Raw genomic sequence first — 16,305 nt, 5'->3', positions numbered from 1 at the left:
GTGGGCCGGCCAGGATTTGAACCTGGGACCTACGCCGTGTCAGAGCGTGACAGCCCAGAGAGCTGTTGTCCTAACCAGACTAGACGACCGGCCCTCTTTCTGGGCATAGAGTTGTCAAACATGGGTTTATAATCGTTCTTGAGCGGTTCGGCGATGATCGAAGCATACCTTTAGATCTAAAGCGGCTGAGTAAACATATATCTTCGGCTCGAGTTAAGGGTTGGTCTATGGTAGTGGATATGTCTAAGACGTCTTTGCTGCCTGGCTTCTACAAACTCAGCCCAGAGGAGAGGTTGAAGGTGGTGAAGGAGTTCGCCGACTTAACCGATGAGGAAGCGGCGCTGATAGGCTCGATGAAGGGGTTGAGCTTAGATCTAGCGGATCGGATGATTGAAAACGTGATCGGCGGGATAACGATCCCCCTCGGTATCGCGGTTAACTTCCTAATCAACGGTAGGGATTATCTGATACCTATGGCTATAGAGGAACCTTCAGTAGTTGCAGCGGCAAGCAACGCAGCCAAAATGGCTAGGGTTAAGGGCGGTTTCACAACAAGCGCAACACCACCAATCATGATCGGGCAGATCCAGTTGACCAAGGTCGTTGACCCATATTGGGCTAAGATGGTGATACTTGAGTCCAAAGAAGAGATCTTACAGTTGGCCAACGCCCAAGACCCTGTGCTGGTTAGGCTAGGTGGTGGTGCTAAGGATCTTGATGTGAAGGTTCTGCATACGCTACTCGGACCTATGGTTATCACGGAGCTGTTTGTTGATTGCAGAGATGCTATGGGTGCTAATGCTGTCAACACTATGTGCGAAGCTGTAGCACCGCTGATAGAGCAGAAGACAAGGGGCAAGGTCTATCTTCGAATAGTAACAAACCTTGCGTCTAAGAGGCTTGCTAGAGCCAAGACTGTAGTCGATAAGAACGCTCTGGGAGGCGAGAATGTGGTTGACGACATCGTATGCGCCTACGCTTTCGCCGCAGCAGACCCCTACAGATGCGCCACACACAACAAGGGGATAATGAACGGGGTCATCGCAGTCGCTCTAGCTACTGGACAAGATACGAGGGCTCTTGAGGCTGGCGCACACGCATACGCTGCTAGGAGTGGGCACTACAGCCCCTTGACCACTTGGGAGAAGAACGAGGAGGGCGACTTGGTCGGTACGATCGAGATCCCTATGGCTGTTGGGTTGATTGGTGGTGCTACTGCCACTCACCCTGTGGCTAAGGTCTGCACGAAGATTCTGGGTGTGAAGAGCGCTGTTGAGCTCGCTCAGATAATGGCTGCTGTAGGCTTAGCACAGAACCTCGCCGCGTTAAGGGCTCTATCACAGGAGGGGATTCAGAGGGGGCATATGAAGCTCCACGCTAGGAACATTGCTGTCGCAGCTGGTGCTCAAGGCGCCTTGATAGATCTTGTGGCTCAGAGGATGGTGGCTGAGAAGCGTATAAGATTCGACAGAGCGAAGGAGATACTCGAGGAGCTGAAGCGTAGCTCCACTACACAGCAGTAACCTATCGTTTAAGAAGGTTTATATAAGATCAGATGCGGCCTAAGTGTTGAACGGGGATGAGGTTAGTAGAGGTCGGTTACCTTCATCACCAGCTCTGCTAGCGTAGATTCTGAAGACTCGGACCCCGTCTATTATGCCGCTGGTGGTTGGAGTTGAAGGTTAGATTCGCTATACCAAAAGGCTCTCTTGAAAAGGCCACGCTCGAGCTGCTTGAGCAGGCTTGGTTCGGCATCTCTATCGATGAGAGATCATACCGCCCCATTTTAAGCGACCCAGAGATAGAGGCTAAGATGCTCAGACCCCAAGAGATCCCCTTGTTCGTTGCAGAGGGGCTGCAAGATGTTGGAATAACCGGATTAGACTGGATCAAAGAGACTGGTGCTGATGTCGAAGTGCTCCTAGACCTCCAATACGGGCACGTGAGGCTCGTCGTTGCTGTGCCTAAGCAGATCAGCTACACAACCTTTGCAGACTTCTGCAGAAGCCTATGGGATGAGGGTAAGGTGCTTAGGCTTTCAACCGAATACTTGAATATCTCAGAGGAGTATGTTGCTTCAAACCCAGCATACAAAGAGAGGTTTGGAGACGCTAGACCTCTAGTCGTCACCCCTTGGTGGAGGAGGGGTGAGAATAAGTGGGCTACGATCTATCTCTCATTCGGCGCAACCGAAGCCAAGCCGCCTGAAGATGCTGACGCTATAATCGATGTGACTCAGACCGGGAGGTCGCTGGAGCAGAACAACCTCAAAATCCTCGACATAGTGATGAAGTCCTCAGCAGCCTTAATAGCAAATAAAAAAGCTTTACTTGATAGGGAGAAGAGGGAGAAGATCTACGACATACTCACCCTCCTCAAAGGCGTGGTCGATGCTAGGGAGAGGCTACACATATTCGTGAATGTTAGAGAGGAGAATCTGGAGAAGCTTGTCAGCGAGCTACCAGCGCTCAAAAGGCCGACCATAAGCCCACTTTCAGAGAAGGGTTGGTTCTCAGTGAACACGGTCATCGAGAAGAATCAGTTCCTTAAGATCCTACCGAAGTTAAGGAGGCTGGCTCAGGGTCTTGTGGTACATTACCCGAGGCAGATACTGCCTCTTGAAGACATAGCGAAGGATGAAGGTGAATAGAGCTGCTAACACACTATAAGATAGATAGAGGTGAGGGAGCGAAGCTCGCAGCCCACCTTAGGAGGAAGGAAGCATCGATAAATGAAGAGGTTCTGCAGACGGTAAAAAGTATAATTGAAGATGTTAAAAAAAGGGGTGACCAAGCCCTTATAGAAGCCACGTGGAAATACGATAAGGTCGACTTACGCCAGATCGGTCTCAGAGTTGAGGTCGAAGAGTTCACGAAGGCTTACGATAGGGTCAGCGGGAAGCAGGTTTCGGCGCTTGAGAGAGCCAAAGAGCGGATTAAGGAGTTTAGCGCGATTCAGCTCGAAGGTTTAAAGTCGGTCTATAACCCTATAGAGGGTATCTGGGTCAAAACAGCTCTTAAGCCGATTGAGAGTGTTGGATGCTATGTGCCAGGTGGTCAAGCAGCGTACCCAAGCAGCGTGCTTATGGCTGCGGTTCCGGCTTCTGTGGCTGGTGTGAAGAGGGTCGTTATATGTTCACCTCCCTCTGAGCGTGGTCTTAACCCTTTGATGCTGGTCGCTTGTGACATCTGTAGGGTTGGTGAAGTGTATAAGGTTGGGGGCGCGCAGGCTATCGCTGCCCTTGCGTACGGCACTCAAACCATACGACCTGTCTTGAAGATAGTTGGTGCGGGTAATATCTATGTCACCTACGCCAAAATGGAGGTTTCAAAGGATGTTGCTATAGATCTACCAGCCGGTCCAAGTGAAATCTTGGTTCTGGCTGATGGCGAGGCTGACGCTAGGCTCATCGCTTTAGATCTTGTGGCGCAAGCGGAGCACGGCGCTTCATCGATATGCGGTCTTCTCACAACATCCTCCTCGCTCATCAAAGCGGTCGAAGAAGAGTTGTTGAATATTGTTAGCGAGGCTGAGAGGCGAGAAGTTGTCGAAAAGGCGTTAAGGGCGAATGGCTTCGCTGCGGTAGCTGAGGATATCGCTGATTGCATAGATTTCGTGAACGATTTCGCGCCAGAGCATCTTGAGATATTCGCAGCCGAGTCAAAAAGTTTGGCTGAGAGGATAACATCTGCTGGGCTGATACTCCTAGGACCGCACTTAACAGCAGCAGCAACGGATTACGGCTTAGGTCCAAACCACATTCTACCTACTGGCGGCTACGCAAAGTCGGCTTCGGGACTCTCCGTCATCGACTTCCTAAAGAGGGTTAATGTTGTTGAAAGTACCCTAGAGGGGCTTAAGGCTGTAGCTGAAGACCTCGTCACCATAGCCGAGGGAGAAGGGTTCCATGGGCACGCACGCTCGATCAAAGAGAGGCTGAAGAAGCTTGCCTAACGAATACCGAGAACTCAGCCTAGATGGGGGCAGAGCATACATCAGATCAGATAGCTTCGAGCAGATCAAGTCGCTAGATGCTATCATATTCGACTGCGACGGCGTGCTGATAGATGCAAGAAGATCCTACGACGAAGCCATCAGGAGAACTGTGCAGCATATCTTCACAAATCTAACACAAACACATCTTCCGCTGAGCATCATACCTAAAGAAGCAATCTACAATCTGAGGCTATCGGGAGGCTTCAACTTCGACTGGGACACAACCTATGTCATAGCGCTCGCGCTCTTCAAGAGCTTACCGAAGCGCTTCCAAGAAGCATTTAGCGAGGCAACAAAGCAGATAGACGCAGAGGAAGCCATACAAAGCCTAACAGCAGTCTCCTCGAAGCTGAGTGGTGGGCTGCCGAAAGACTACTTCAGGGAGAATGGTAAGAGGCTGAGAGAAGCGCTCATAAAACTCACAAAGAGCAGACCAGATGACAGAGAAATAGCTGAAAGACAGATCTTAGAGTCCGCCGAACAAGAGGGGTGCGCCGAGCACCTTAAGGACTTCATAAGATTCTTAGCATACGACTCCGAAGCCCCACGTAACATCATCTCAATAGTCTTCGACTCATACTTCTACGGCTCGAAATTCTTCAAAGAACTTTATGGCTTTGAGAGCGGGCTAAGGGTCAAAAACGGGCTTATCGAGAAGGAGAAGCTGATAGTAGCAGAGGAGACCCTCAAGGCTCTAGAAGAGATGCTTGGAGAAGGTAGGCTAGGTCTAGCCACGGGCAGAAGCTCTTTAGCCACAAAGAAGACGCTGGGCGATCTCCTCAACTACTTTAACAGTAGGGGCATGGTCTTCTTAGAGGATCTTAAGTATAAGATGGGTGGCGAATCACAAATCAAACCATATGTTAAGCCTCAGCCCTACTCTCTGCTAGAGGCTGCTTCTGGATTAGGCGAAGTTAAGTCTGTGCTCTACGTAGGTAACTCTTCCGAAGACTACATAATGACGAAGAACGCAAATTGCGTGAAGAGTATATTTTTGTTCGCAGGCTGCTACGCTCTACAAAACACCCCAAGTAAGGTGATAAAACTCTTTAAGAGCGCTGAAGCAGCTATAATCATACCTACGGTAAACGATCTGCCGAAGGTACTCGAATATGTGAGAGGTGTTGGAGGTGGCTAGAAGGGCGACTGTAGCAAGAGAGACCAAAGAAACCACCATCAAAGCATCAGTAAACCTAGACGGCAAAGGTGAAGCAAAGGTAGTGAGCGCCATAAGGTATCTGACACACATGCTCAACACACTAGCCCACCACAGCTTGATAGACATAGAAATAGAGGCAGAAGGAGATCTCACACACCACACAGTGGAAGATGTCGCAATATGCCTAGGCAGCGCCATAAGAAGAGCACTTGGGGAGGAGCCCAAGATCAAGAGGTTCGGCTCAGCCTCAGCACCTATGGATGATGCTTTAGCTTCAGCAGCCGTAGATCTAGGTGGAAGGAGGTTCTGTGTAGTAGACCTTAAAACAACCGGGTTATGTGTTGAAGATATGGTGGTTGAGGATATCTACCACTTCGTAAGATCATTCTCAGACTCCCTCCAAGCCAACATCCACCTACACATACACTACGGCGAAAACGACCACCACAAGGTAGAGGCTGCCTTTAAGGCGCTTGCTTTAGCGCTCAGAGAAGCCGTAGAAGAAGACCCCAGACGCAAAACCGTACCTAGCACGAAAGGTGTCCTTTAGCTTGATTGTAGCGATACTGGATTATGGTGTAGGCAATCTATATAGCATAACCTGCGCTCTAAAGAGACTGGGTGCAGAAGTCAAGCTGATAAATACCGTTAAAGACGGCTTAGAGGCAGACGCTTTAATACTGCCTGGTGTAGGTAACTTCACACCTGTAGCAGAGAAGCTTAGCAGCGAAAGAGAGACCATCTGCGACTACATAGAAGCTGGAAGACCTCTGCTCGGTATATGCTTAGGGCTTCAGATTCTTTTAGAGGGGAGTGAAGAGGGTGATGGTAAGGGGTTAAGCCTCATCCCAGGCTCAGCGCGTAGGCTGCCGAAGGGGGTTAAGATCCCACATATAGGTTGGAACACCCTAACGATAGTTAAACAGCATGAGTTCGTAGAGGGTGTTCAAGACGGCTCTTGGGTCTACTTCGTCCACTCCTACTACCCCTCACTTACAGATAAAGAGTGTGTGTTGGCCGAAACACACTACGGGCTAACCTTCCCATCTATCGTGGGCAGAGACGCTTTAATCGGCACACAGTTCCACCCGGAGAAGTCGGCTGAAACAGGCAAGACCCTACTAAAAAACTTCCTCAAGATGATTAAGAGATGACCTTCGAGATCATACCAGCGGTCGATCTGATGAAGGGGTGCGTCGTAAGACTTTATAGAGGCGAAGCCAGCAGCGCAAAGATCTACAACACCAACCCAGTTGAAACTGCGCAGAAATGGGTTGATGAGGGAGCAGAGACCATCCACATAATCGATTTAGACGCAGCACTAGGTCTAGGCGATAACACACAGCAGATAGAGGAGATAGCAAAGAGCGTTAAGGCAAAGATTCAAGTCGGGGGAGGAATAAGAAGCGTCGCCAAAGCCGAGAATCTTTTCAAAAGCGGTGTGCACCGCATAATTATAGGAACAAAAGCAATCCTCGATAAATCGTTCATCCGTGAGCTGCTATCTACCTATGGTGCTGAGCGGGTAGCTGTAGCGTTAGACTACCTACACGATGAAGCCCTCATAGAAGGCTGGACAAAGAAGAGCGGAGTAAAACTCCAAGCAGCTCTAGACGAAATGGTCGATCTTGGTGTCAAATACATACTACTAACATCAAAAGAGAGAGACGGCACCCTATCTGGACCAGACTACACAACCATAAGAGAAGCTTCAAAGAATAGAAGCCTCAAGATCTTGGCAGCCGGAGGCATCGAAAGCATAGAACACATACTAGCCCTGAAAGAGGCTGGGGCATACGCGTGCATACTAGGCAGATGCCTATACGAGGGAACACTTAACCTAAAAGACGCCATAAGAGCAGTAAAGGGTGGTTAAAAGACATGCTCTCCAAAAGAATCATACCCTGCTTAGATGTGGACCGAGGGCTGGTGGTTAAAGGCGTGAAGTTCAAGGGGTTGAGGGATGCAGGCGACCCTGTCGAATTAGCCTGCAAGTACCGGGATGACGGTGCTGACGAACTCGTCTTCCTCGACATAACAGCCTCGGTAGAGAAACGTGAAATCTTAAAGAAGCTGGTCAGAGATGTTGCGTCAAACCTAGACATACCTTTCACAGTGGGTGGCGGCATAAGAAGCGTAGAGGACGCTAGAGAAGTTCTGTGTAGTGGAGCGGACAAGGTTACGATCAACACAGCAGCCGTAGAAGACCCTACGCTAGTGACCGAGGTCTCAAAACGCTTCGGAAGCCAGTGTATGGTGGTCTCGATAGATGCAAAGCAGACGAACCAGACGCCCTCAGGCTACGAAGTCTACACCTACGGTGCTAGGAGACCCACGGGCTTGGATGCTGTGGAGTGGGCGAAGAAGGTGGAAGCGCTTGGTGCCGGCGAAATACTCCTAACATCCATAGATAGAGACGGCACAGAAGACGGCTACGAAATAAACCTAACCAAAACGGTCTGCGATGCTGTGAACATACCAGTCATAGCGAGTGGAGGATGTGGTAAGCCGGAACACATACTTGAAGTCTTCCAAAAAACGGGCGCAGATGCAGCACTAGCAGCATCCATCTTCCACTACAACACCTACCCCATACCGGAAGTCAAGAAATTTCTTAGATCAAAAGGGGTCGTAGTGAGAATATGAAGATAGATGAAGTAGACTTCGAAAAATGCGGAGGTCTTGTGCCAGTCGTAGCGCAAGACGCTAGGAGTGGAGAAATACTTATGCTAGCCTATGCAAATAAAGAGGCGGTAGAGAAGACCCTACAGACAGGATACGCGCACTACTACAGCAGATCGAGAAAAAAGCTTTGGATGAAAGGAGAAGAATCCGGAAACAGGCAGAAAGTCCTAAAGATACTGGTTGATTGCGATGCCGACTCTCTGATCTACATAGTTGAGCAGATCGGAGTAGCTTGCCACACAGGCAATAGAAGCTGCTTCTACAGAGATCTCACAAAATAGCCTCCTTACACCTGTAACTCTACTAATTGAGGGGAGGAGGCAAACGCTCACTTTATTCTTGGCAACAATAAGGAGCAGATGAGGGCTAAGACGGCGAAGAAAGACAATGAGGCAAACGAAAGCATCCAAGACGAGGTGGTATTCAAAATCGCGCCTAGGATCAGCGGACCGAAGAGCAGAGAAAACCCCCTACTCGCATTAAGTATACCAAAGCCGATATTTGAAGAAGGACCAAGTAGATCCACAACACAGATGTGTATCACAGCGGGGACTATTCCTGAGAAGAAACCCGCGGCGAGAATATGGAGGGGCAGTAGGTAGCTTGGGATGAAGGTTGTTAGGGGGTAAAGAAGCGCAAGCACACCAAAGGATGGTGCCAGAATAACCTTCCTTGACCCAACTTTATCAGAGAACCAAGCTCCGATGATAGGGGTCGGTATCCCGATCACCATAAAGAGGCTGGCGATGAAGGAAGCAATACTAACATCAAAGCTGTAGGCTTCGATCATATAGGTTGGGACCCACATAACAAACCCCATACCAGTTATCGAGTAACTCATCTGCAGAAGGCCGACGAGCCAACCCTCAAGACCTCTCGGTTTTGCGGCTGTGTTTTGTTCAGCAACCATTCTTCTCTCAATAGGTCTCGTCTTAAAGATAAGTGGAAGAGCTAGTATGGGCAGTATAACGCCTGTGAGCCAAGCCCCCCTCCATCCAAATAGCTTAAGAAACCAAGAACTCACATTAAGGCCTAGTATGTTGCCGATAGGCATAAAGATCATCAGAACACCTAAACCGAACCAAATCCTATCTTTCACAGAAACCTCAGCTACAAGGAAAGGAGCTGTGACTAGAGCTAGAGCCAAACCAGCACCCTCTATCAATCTCCCGACGAATAGCAGGTAGAGGTCTGACGCAGCCCCAGCCATTAAAGCACCTAAAATCATAAGGATCAAGGCGTATACCGTCGCTTTCCTCAGGCTTTGTCTACGTACTAGCATACCCATAGGGATAGAAAGGATCAGCTGAAGTAACCCAAATGAGCCGGCAAGAAGCCCTACCAACCCATAAGAGAATTTGAAGTCTTCAATAATGCTAGGTATAAGAGGCGAGAGCTTAAAGTAGTTGTACATACCTGCGCTCGCTGAAAGTAAGGCTATGGTCAAAAAAAGTCGGTATGAGTTTCGGGTACTGCCCTCCAAAGCTAATCCCTACGTTAATACAATGTTAAATCGAAGTCTACCCCCTCTATAAATATGTTATTTAGCCACGCGCTATGAAAAGTGGCGAGCCTACCTACCCCTAAAAACAAAAGATAAATACAAACAATTCCCAAACGATCTTATGCTGAATATTACAGAGCTTTATCAATACGCTCATACAGTGAGATCAAAATTTGCCTCCAAGCTATCCGAGTTACCGTGGGAAGAGGTCTGCAAAAACAGGGAAGCAAGCTTCTACAGCATGAAGAACATACTTCTACACATGATTGATAATGAAGACTGGATGATAAACTGGGTCATCAAGGGAAAGCAAGACCAGTATGTTCGAAAGAGCTGGGAGGATTACACCTCTATGGAACAAGTGCTTGAACATATGAGAGAAGTAGAGAGGAAGACCAGCGAATACTTCAAGACATTAAACAGCGAGGAACTCAATAGAAAGGTGAGACTAAAGGTGAGAGACGGAGAATTTACTCTCACAGTAGAAGAATGCTTGCTACAATCATTTACGGAACAATTATACCACATCGGTGAACTGATAGCCCTACTCTGGCAAATAAATATAGAACCTCCAAATATGCAGTGGTTCTGGAACAATCCAAGGGAATCAAGGTAATAAGGCTCGATTTCCGAATGAAGAATAAATGCATATAGTATAATTAAATCTAAACATAATGATGCTTATATTAGCCTAAGAAGAAGGGCTGCTTGGAATGGGCAAGATATCTCATCTCGAATGCAGAGAGTGTCACACACACTACCCAGCAGAAAGACTCTACTTCTGCCCAAAATGCTTCGGGCCACTAGATGTAAAATACAAATATGATGAAGTGAGGTGGACAAGGAGCTTCTTCCAAAACGCCCCCAAAAACTTTTGGAGATACTTTGACCTCCTACCCATAGAGGATGAAAGTAAGATAGTTGACATCGAAGCAGGCTTCACACCTCTGATCAAAGCAACACGCCTAGGTAAAGCGCTTGGATTAAGGAACCTATACATAAAGAATGATACCATAAACCCTACCTTCTCATTTAAGGACAGACCGGCTGGCGTAGGTGTCTCAAAGGCGCTTGAATTCGGGTTGAAGGCTGTTGGATGCGCATCTACTGGCAACTTAGCCGCCGCAACTGCTGCGTATGCTGCTAAGGCTGGTTTAAGGTGCTACATATTCATACCGAAGGGGGTTGAGCCTGAAAAGATCGGACACGCACTCATCTACTCGCCAACAGTTATAGAGGTGAATGGCAGCTACGATACAGCCAACAGAATCGCAGCCCAAGCAGCAGAAGCCTATGATATAGGTGTTGTGAACATAAACCTGCGCACCTACTACGTGGAGGGCTCCAAGACACTTGGATTCGAGATAGCGGAGCAGCTCGGCTGGCAGACACCCGACCACATAGTAACACCAGTAGGCAGCGGCGCTATGCTACACGCAATATCCAAGGGGTTGGATGAACTCGAGCAGATAGGGTTAATAAGATCATCAAAAGTGAAGTTCACAGCTGCGCAAGGGAGGGGTTGCGCACCCATAGTTGAAGCATTCCGCAAAGGCTCCGATGCTATAGAGCCGGTTGAACACCCTCAAACATTAGCGAAGAGCCTCGCCATAGGCGAGCCTGGTGATGGTGTGTATGTGCTTAGGAAACTAAGGGAGAGCGGGGGATACGCTGAGGACATAAGTGACTCGGAGATCGTCGAAGGTATAAAATTGCTCGCTAAAACAGAGGGAGTATTCTCAGAACCAGCTGGTGGTGTGGTAATAGGCGCTTTAAAGAAGCTTGTCGAAGACGGTAAGGTTGATCCAGATGAGACGATTGTCTGTTTGATCACAGGCAGCGGGCTTAAAGCAACAGATTCACTAACACCGTACCTACCTCAACCCTTGACCGCTGAACCAGAGCTTGAACAAGTAGCCGAGATCATAGCGAGGCGATAGAAGTGGCTGAAGTAACCGTTACCCTACCTGCGCCGCTAGCATCAGCGTTAGGTGTAAGCAGAGATCTTAAGGTCCGGGCACCGAACCTACGTGAACTGATCAAAGCCTTGGGCGAAAGATACGGCGCAGCGCTGACACAAAAGCTGCTCGACCAAGAAGGCAGACTCAACCCAATCATAAACATCTACGTAAATGGCAGAAACGTAAGATTCACAGGAGGGCTAGAAACACCCCTAAAAGAAGGCGATAAAATCTCAATCCTCCCAGCTGTGGCAGGAGGATGAAGAAGCGATAAAGTTAAACACAACCCAAAACAAACCCACCTACAGTGCGGTGGTCGTCTAGAGGCCTGGAAGCCGGAGAACTTGGTCTAGGACAACAGCCTGCCAACAACTCAAGGTGGAGCGCTGTAAACCCGGGAGACCCTTCCAAAGAAAGGGTCCGGGAGTTCAAATCCCGGCCACCGCACCAATAGTTTAAACGGTAGTGCGCAAATGCTCTAAAGACTCGTAGTTAGAGGCACTCTATCTACTCTCCCACTTAGCAACATGTCTTCTTATATACCTACGAAACTGTGTACTTTGCTCATATTTCTACTTCAACCATCCTTCCTTTTTTAATGAAGTCTTTTGCAAGCCTTAGAAGGGCTGTCTCGAGGCTAACTAGACTTAACCCTTTTTCTTTAGCAAAGGCTTTAAGATCCTTTATGTTTAAGTACTTCATAGCGAGTTCTACGAGGGGTGTTGGTTTAGGGTCGGCCTTCTCCCATATCAGCCTCATATCTCTCAGAAAGATCGAAACAGTCGTGTCTCCCACACCTTTCCCAAGAGCCTTGAGCCTGCGTTCAAGATCTCTACCATCTTTAGAAGATCTGTATAACTTCCACAAACTACCCCCGTACCTCTTCTTTAATTCGCCGAATACGCTCAGTAGCTTTGTTGCAGTGCTGAAGTCATATCTGGTATAACCACCTTCATCCAACACATCTACCAGACCATCCCAACCTATGTTCAATATTTTGTCCACTGTCAATATATTTCGAGATTTGAACACGAAATAAGTTTTTGTTGCCGACGATTCGCGTATAGGCTTGCTATAAAGTATTGATGCTAGAAACCATTTGACGATCTCCTCATCCCTCCTTGAGAGGAGGTCTATCCCGAGCCTAACTGAATAGGGTTCACCATACCTATGCACAAACTCTTCTATTTTCAACCCGATGCTTTTAGAGAAAAATTCGAGATTAAAACATATCTGTGAATATGAGTGTATAGGTGCAAGAAGAAAACACAGACCACTCTAATAAGCACTAAAACCATTCCCTGAATATTTAGGTCGCTTCTCTTTCAATAAAAGCGAAAGGAGGGTAAGAACAAATATAGTAAAAGTTATGGTGAAAGTGAGGGCTAGAGTTATACCGTATCGGGTGATGAATGCTCCCGCTATCATAGGTCCCACAGCAGAACCTAAAACACCAAAGGTCTGGGTTAGACCAGTAACAGATGAAACAAGCTCTCTGTCCACAGACTCCTGCGGAATAGTAACGAAAAAGCTCCAGAAGGGAGAAGCAAGGAAACCGAAACTAAACATATACGCTGCTGCAACATAAAGAGTGTAGCTCGTTAAAAGCAGTGGAAGAGTTACAAGAGCTGCGGCAAACGCGGAGAGAATTATTAACGTTCTTCTTCCAAATCTATCGGAGAGAGCGCCCAGAATTATTGAACCAAGACCACGAGCTAGAAAGAAAATACCAAGCAGTAGCCCCGCAGCAGCAGCATCTAATCGGATGACCGTTATAAAGAAAGTAGGAAGCCAAGCCGCAACGGCGAACATCGCTACATTTCCTAGGAATATTCCCACAGCGGAAACTGCAATATTTCTTGTTTTTAATAAATTGAAAAAAAGCAGCCGCGGTTTTGTTGTATTGACTGGTGCTGTGCGTCTAAGAAAGATGATCTGAGAGATAAGCATACAGAGAGTTAAGACACCGATAACAAGGTAAGCTGCTCTCCATGCATGTAAAGAAACGAAGAACCCAACGAGTATGGAGCCAATCAATCCCCCGATATAATACACGCTAGCTGCCAATCCAATGGCAAAGCCTCTAACATTTTTCAACGCCTCACCCATCAACGTGTAATAGCTAGGAATGAGAATGCCTCCTCCAGCACCAGCTAACAACAAAAAGGTAAAAGTATCAAAGTAGCTTGAAGAAAATGCAAAACCCACAACACCCAAGCCGAGTAGAAGATAGCCTAAGAGAAGAACATTTTTCTTATCGAACCTATCGCCAAAGTACCCAGCGGGAGTGAGAAGTACAGCGGAAGACCATAGAGGGATTGAATAGAGAACACCAGCCTCCAGCTCATTTATAGATAACTCAACCATAATATCGGGTATGGCTACCCCTAAGCTCAACCTAAACATAGAGAAAGTGATATACCCAAAAAGGAGGACTAGAACGATTCTTACCTTGCCTTCTCCCATAAAGTCACCTCTTCTGGCTGCACTCTATGACCACACTCTTAAATCTGCTGGCTCACGTGAAACCAAACAACATGGATAATGCGTGACTTTCATCGTAGACCGTTAAATTTAAAACTAGCCCTTAAAGCTTACTTTATGTGGCAAGAACCCCTCCTTACAACTGCGGAGCGATAAATAATGATGAGGGGTACTCCGTGGGCCCGTAACTCAGCCAGGTAGAGTGACCGGCTCATAACCGGTCGGTCAAGGGATCGAAGCCCTTCGGGCCCACCTACTCTAGGGGTTGAGCTTATATACAAGAGCGTTCCAAAGGTGAGCGATAGGCATATGTACGGCGTTGCTAGGAAAAGAATGTTACTCTCGGATCCTAATATTAGGCGTTGGCACGAAAACGTGTCGAGGGGTAGTCCGATCACCGCTGATGTATATCTAAGGCGTTTAGCCTTATTCTGTGGTCAGAACAACGTTGATCCGTCAGAACAACGTTGATCCTAATGCTATTGTGACTAAAGAGCTGAATGCTATTGAGGATCTTCTAAGCGACTACGTAGCTTTATTAGAGGAGAGGAGGAAGTCGCCGTCTTATATTGCTGGTGTTTTAAAGGCTGTTAAAAGTTGGCTTGATTACAACGGCATTCAACCTAAAAGAAGAATCAAGATCAGTAACCTAAGCTATACACCCACTATTGAGAACGAGAAGATCCCTGACAAGGAAGAGTTGAGAAGGGTCCTCAGCCAAGGTGACTCGAGGGTAAAAGCGGCGATAGCTCTTATCGCTTTTGCCGGCTTGAGACCTCAATCCCTTGGGAACTATCGCGGAGATGACGGGTTGAGAATCGGAGATCTCCCTGAGCTTTTTATAGAGAGCAACCGTATCAACTTTAAGAAGATTCCAACTACGGTGGTCGTCCGCTCAACTTTGAGTAAAGCTGGGCATAAGTACTTTACATTTCTGACGAGCGAAGGTTGTAGTTACCTCAAGAGCTACCTTGACGAACGTCTTGCTAAAGGGGAGGTTTTTAACTCAGAAACTCCAGTAATAGCCGTGAAGCCAGGCTATGACAAAAAAAGGTTACGACAAAAGAGGCTTACGGTTTATAAAGACAGCTAACATACTCGACGATATCCGCAAGGTGATAAGGGTATATTACTCGTGGCGGCCTTATGTATTGAGGGCATACTTCGATACGATGCTCATGCTCGCCGAAAGTAAGGGAAGGATCTGCCACAGTTATACGGTCTTCTTCATGGGTCATAAGGGCGATATGGAAGCGAGGTACACTACAAATAAAGGAAGGCTGCCGGAGGATGTGATAGAGGATATGAGGGATTCGTTCAAAGGATGTGAGGAATACCTTTCAACAATTCGACCTACTAAGGAAGAAGATCCAGCATTAACCACCTTAAAGACTATGGTTGAGAGTGGCGTGCTAGATCTATCTAAGCCCAATGTGAGGCAATACCTGATCCAGAAGCTGGGGATTAAGGATATGGAGGTTAGGGTTGCTAAGATGAAGGAATCAGGGTTAGATGAAGAATCAGCGTACACCAAGATTATATGTGAGCAACTAGGTATAGAGCCTATGAAGATAGAAGCATTTAAGCCCAAAGAAAATAGCGATCCTAAGAAGATTATCGGTTGTTGTACCTAATTCTAACCTTCTTCAGCTCTTGGATGTCTTTAAGCGCTGAAACAAACTCCTCAGGATTCATTCCTTCATCCTTCATTCTGTTATAGAGAGTTAGGTAGGCCCAAACTTGGCCTCGGAGCTTCGAATACAGATCGTATAGCTCGTATAACCCTTTTAGCCGCCAGTAGCCCTCATACATCTCCTCAACTTCGTCAGCGTTCAGCCCAAGCATAATCGCCGTCTGAACAGGGCTTTTGCCTTCGCTGAAGAGCTTATATGCTTTAGGAGCCGGATCAACCTCTGTCTCCTCACCCCCCCTCTAACACGTGCTTCTTCACAGTCCGCGGATCTAAACTCAGCTCCTTCGCTACCTTGGCGTAGCTTCCAAGTTCTTCATACCTCTCCCTTATCTTCTTAACCATTTCTTTTGTGAGTCTACCCATCCGTATATGCACCTAGATGCTTTTTACATGTATCTGATTTGCAGTTATTTGTAGGTTTGAGCCCCTATTTGAACTTAAACGCTATTAAATGATATTTACTTTTTACATATTAGCCGAGTATAGGTCTTTGAGCCTCCGCTTCTGGGGTAGGCTGGGAAGAACACGCATGCTTAGGCGAATGAGAACCACCACCCATATTCAGCGCAAAAACTTAAGCAAGTAAACACTGCAAATACAGCATATTGCTACAAAAGCGGCGCAACAAGTTGCAAACACGATGGTCGGCTAAAATATCGAACACATGTGTGGAAGTAGCTTAGCCAAAATTTTGGCGGAGTGGGGCGTAGGGTTATGCGAATGGGAAGCCCTTGATGCGGCTACGGTTGAGAATTGAATATTTCCTTCAACGCTACACTCACAAAGAAATCGCCAATCACGCGCTTGCTGTTACTTTAATTGG

The 16,305-nt window shown here is 47.4% G+C and carries 18 protein-coding genes and 3 tRNA genes; 16 read left to right on the top strand and 5 right to left on the bottom strand.

Going from position 1 to position 16,305, the window contains the following annotated elements:
* Position 1: 1 nt before the first annotated feature.
* Positions 2 to 94 (bottom strand) — tRNA-Val (locus tag HA494_03005).
* 145 nt (positions 95 to 239) lie between these two features.
* Between HA494_03005 and HA494_03000 the strand changes: the two genes are divergently transcribed.
* The 9 genes from HA494_03000 to hisI all read left to right on the top strand — a co-directional run bounded on the left by HA494_03000 (position 240) and on the right by hisI (position 8,121).
* A complete protein-coding gene (locus tag HA494_03000; GenBank protein ID NHV96742.1) occupies positions 240 to 1,523 on the top strand; it encodes a hydroxymethylglutaryl-CoA reductase, degradative in 1,284 nt (427 codons plus the stop codon).
* Between the two features lie 152 nt (positions 1,524 to 1,675).
* Positions 1,676 to 2,650: an ATP phosphoribosyltransferase gene (gene hisG / locus HA494_02995; protein ID NHV96741.1), complete on the top strand. Its 975-nt coding sequence runs from the start codon at positions 1,676 to 1,678 to the stop codon at positions 2,648 to 2,650.
* A complete protein-coding gene (hisD, locus tag HA494_02990; protein NHV96740.1) occupies positions 2,647 to 3,954 on the top strand; it encodes a histidinol dehydrogenase in 1,308 nt (435 codons plus the stop codon). Before hisG ends, hisD begins: the two co-directional genes overlap by 4 nt.
* Complete coding sequence (locus tag HA494_02985) at positions 3,947 to 5,134, top strand: HAD family hydrolase (GenBank protein ID NHV96739.1); 1,188 nt, start codon at positions 3,947 to 3,949, stop codon at positions 5,132 to 5,134. The genes hisD and HA494_02985 overlap by 8 nt, the downstream gene beginning before the upstream one ends.
* A complete protein-coding gene (gene hisB / locus HA494_02980) occupies positions 5,121 to 5,705 on the top strand; it encodes an imidazoleglycerol-phosphate dehydratase HisB (protein ID NHV96738.1) in 585 nt (194 codons plus the stop codon). Before HA494_02985 ends, hisB begins: the two co-directional genes overlap by 14 nt.
* A complete protein-coding gene (hisH, locus tag HA494_02975) occupies positions 5,695 to 6,309 on the top strand; it encodes an imidazole glycerol phosphate synthase subunit HisH (GenBank protein ID NHV96737.1) in 615 nt (204 codons plus the stop codon). The genes hisB and hisH overlap by 11 nt, the downstream gene beginning before the upstream one ends.
* Positions 6,306 to 7,031, top strand: a complete 726-nt coding sequence (gene hisA / locus HA494_02970; protein NHV96736.1) for a 1-(5-phosphoribosyl)-5-[(5-phosphoribosylamino)methylideneamino]imidazole-4-carboxamide isomerase — start codon at positions 6,306 to 6,308, stop codon at positions 7,029 to 7,031. Before hisH ends, hisA begins: the two co-directional genes overlap by 4 nt.
* A 5-nt stretch (positions 7,032 to 7,036) precedes the next feature.
* Positions 7,037 to 7,801, top strand: a complete 765-nt coding sequence (hisF, locus tag HA494_02965) for an imidazole glycerol phosphate synthase subunit HisF (GenBank protein NHV96735.1) — start codon at positions 7,037 to 7,039, stop codon at positions 7,799 to 7,801.
* Positions 7,798 to 8,121, top strand: coding sequence for a phosphoribosyl-AMP cyclohydrolase (gene hisI / locus HA494_02960; GenBank protein NHV96734.1), 324 nt, complete (start codon positions 7,798 to 7,800; stop codon positions 8,119 to 8,121). The genes hisF and hisI overlap by 4 nt, the downstream gene beginning before the upstream one ends.
* Positions 8,122 to 8,168: 47 nt before the next feature.
* On the opposite strand, the gene HA494_02955 is transcribed toward hisI, so the two are convergent.
* Positions 8,169 to 9,287 carry an MFS transporter gene (locus HA494_02955; GenBank protein NHV96733.1) on the bottom strand — a complete coding sequence of 373 codons (1,119 nt, stop codon included), beginning with the start codon at positions 9,285 to 9,287 and terminating at the stop codon, positions 8,169 to 8,171.
* A gap of 178 nt (positions 9,288 to 9,465) precedes the next feature.
* On the opposite strand from HA494_02955, the gene HA494_02950 reads away from it, so the two are divergent.
* The 4 genes from HA494_02950 (at position 9,466) to HA494_02935 (ending at position 11,755) form a co-directional block, all read left to right on the top strand.
* The gene (locus tag HA494_02950; GenBank protein ID NHV96732.1) at positions 9,466 to 9,960 is read left to right on the top strand and encodes a hypothetical protein; all 495 of its coding nucleotides are present in this window, start codon (positions 9,466 to 9,468) and stop codon (positions 9,958 to 9,960) included.
* Positions 9,961 to 10,057: 97 nt separating this feature from the next.
* Complete coding sequence (locus HA494_02945) at positions 10,058 to 11,284, top strand: threonine synthase (GenBank protein ID NHV96731.1); 1,227 nt, start codon at positions 10,058 to 10,060, stop codon at positions 11,282 to 11,284.
* A 2-nt stretch (positions 11,285 to 11,286) separates the two neighbouring features.
* Positions 11,287 to 11,568 carry a MoaD/ThiS family protein gene (locus tag HA494_02940; GenBank protein NHV96730.1) on the top strand — a complete coding sequence of 94 codons (282 nt, stop codon included), beginning with the start codon at positions 11,287 to 11,289 and terminating at the stop codon, positions 11,566 to 11,568.
* A gap of 46 nt (positions 11,569 to 11,614) precedes the next feature.
* Positions 11,615 to 11,755: transfer RNA gene (locus HA494_02935), tRNA-Gly, on the top strand.
* A 114-nt stretch (positions 11,756 to 11,869) separates the two neighbouring features.
* On the opposite strand, the gene HA494_02930 is transcribed toward HA494_02935, so the two are convergent.
* Positions 11,870 to 12,499 carry a hypothetical protein gene (locus HA494_02930; GenBank protein ID NHV96729.1) on the bottom strand — a complete coding sequence of 210 codons (630 nt, stop codon included), beginning with the start codon at positions 12,497 to 12,499 and terminating at the stop codon, positions 11,870 to 11,872.
* Positions 12,500 to 12,583: 84 nt separating this feature from the next.
* Entirely contained in the window at positions 12,584 to 13,771 is a 1,188-nt protein-coding gene (locus HA494_02925; GenBank protein NHV96728.1) for an MFS transporter, read from the bottom strand.
* Positions 13,772 to 13,967: 196 nt separating this feature from the next.
* Between HA494_02925 and HA494_02920 the strand changes: the two genes are divergently transcribed.
* The 3 genes from HA494_02920 to HA494_02910 all read left to right on the top strand — a co-directional run bounded on the left by HA494_02920 (position 13,968) and on the right by HA494_02910 (position 15,423).
* A tRNA-Ile gene (locus HA494_02920) sits at positions 13,968 to 14,041 on the top strand.
* A gap of 196 nt (positions 14,042 to 14,237) precedes the next feature.
* Positions 14,238 to 14,882 (top strand): hypothetical protein, encoded by a 645-nt coding sequence (locus tag HA494_02915; GenBank protein ID NHV96727.1) that lies wholly within the window; start codon positions 14,238 to 14,240, stop codon positions 14,880 to 14,882.
* Positions 14,883 to 14,940: 58 nt separating this feature from the next.
* Positions 14,941 to 15,423 (top strand): hypothetical protein, encoded by a 483-nt coding sequence (locus tag HA494_02910; GenBank protein ID NHV96726.1) that lies wholly within the window; start codon positions 14,941 to 14,943, stop codon positions 15,421 to 15,423.
* Here HA494_02910 and HA494_02905 read toward each other — a convergent pair.
* Positions 15,404 to 15,634, bottom strand: coding sequence for a hypothetical protein (locus tag HA494_02905; GenBank protein ID NHV96725.1), 231 nt, complete (start codon positions 15,632 to 15,634; stop codon positions 15,404 to 15,406). The genes HA494_02910 and HA494_02905 overlap by 20 nt on opposite strands.
* Positions 15,635 to 16,305 lie beyond the last annotated feature (671 nt).

The organism is Nitrososphaerota archaeon (genome assembly GCA_011605775.1).
GTDB lineage: Archaea > Thermoproteota > Nitrososphaeria > Nitrososphaerales > JAAOZN01 > JAAOZN01.
The sequence above is the reverse complement of the archived record's forward strand: the minus strand, read 5'-3'. Positions and strand labels throughout refer to the sequence as shown.